Annotated in this window: 1 protein-coding gene; it reads right to left on the reverse strand. The window is 40.1% G+C overall.

Annotated features, from left to right (window positions below; all coding sequences use genetic code 11):
• Positions 1-420: 420 nt before the first annotated feature.
• A partial coding sequence (locus tag R7044_RS24560) for an MBL fold metallo-hydrolase RNA specificity domain-containing protein (RefSeq protein WP_318141737.1) occupies positions 421-935 on the reverse strand: 515 nt, incomplete at its 5' end.

The raw sequence follows: 935 nt of genomic DNA on the forward strand, positions 1-935 counted from the left end.
GATGCCTCTTAAGTACTTGAGCAATTTTTGCTTCGTCTTCTTTTGGACAGTAGATATAAAGGCAAGCATTTGATTCACTTGCGGATAACTCGTCCAATGCTGATGTTATGCTGATAGAATTATGCTTAGTTAATTCAGAAGCTTCTCGTTCTTGAAGCGTGTCGCTCATACTGTCTGTCATAGGAATGGAATAAGTTGTTTTCGGCTAGCCAATTGCTTACAAGTCGGCGATTATAATTTAATTCGTATAGAAATTATATCCCTTAATCCAGAACATGCTTGTAACTTTGAGAATTTTCTTGAACCTGAGTCCTTACTTATGGCTTGTTTTTGAATCTTGACGTAACTATATCAATGAATTCGACAAACTATGTTTGCGATATATTATGTTGTCTCGAAATTAAATAATTATCTAATTCACTATAATACGCAGTTATATCCGAGGTTGATTAGTTGTTGATAAAGTGCTTTTTTCGAATCTTCCTCACCATGTATAAGGTGAACCTCCTTAGGAGGAGTGGGAATGGCAGTTACAAATTGTATTAAGTCGTTCATATCGGCATGTGCAGAGTAGCCTGACATCGTATGAACTTGAGCTTTCACTTTTACGCGTCTACCTTCAATCAATACACTTTCTACTCCATCTTGGATACGCCGACCTAAAGTCCCTTCCGCTTGATAGCCGGCAAATAACACATCATTTCTTTTATCTGGCAGCAATGCTTCTAAATAATTGACGACACGTCCACCTTCACACATACCAGAGGCCGCAACCACGATAGCAGCTTCTGCCGTGCTCGCGAGTCGATTGACGAGCTTTAAATGGTCAGTGTGGCTTTCGACGGTAATACATTGATCAAACGAAAGAGGGTGTCGGTGATGCTCGAGCCGCTCTTTCGCTTCAGCTCCCCAAAGCTTTTTAAATTGCCTATAGG

It is taken from the genome of Vibrio sp. 1402, assembly GCF_033340275.1.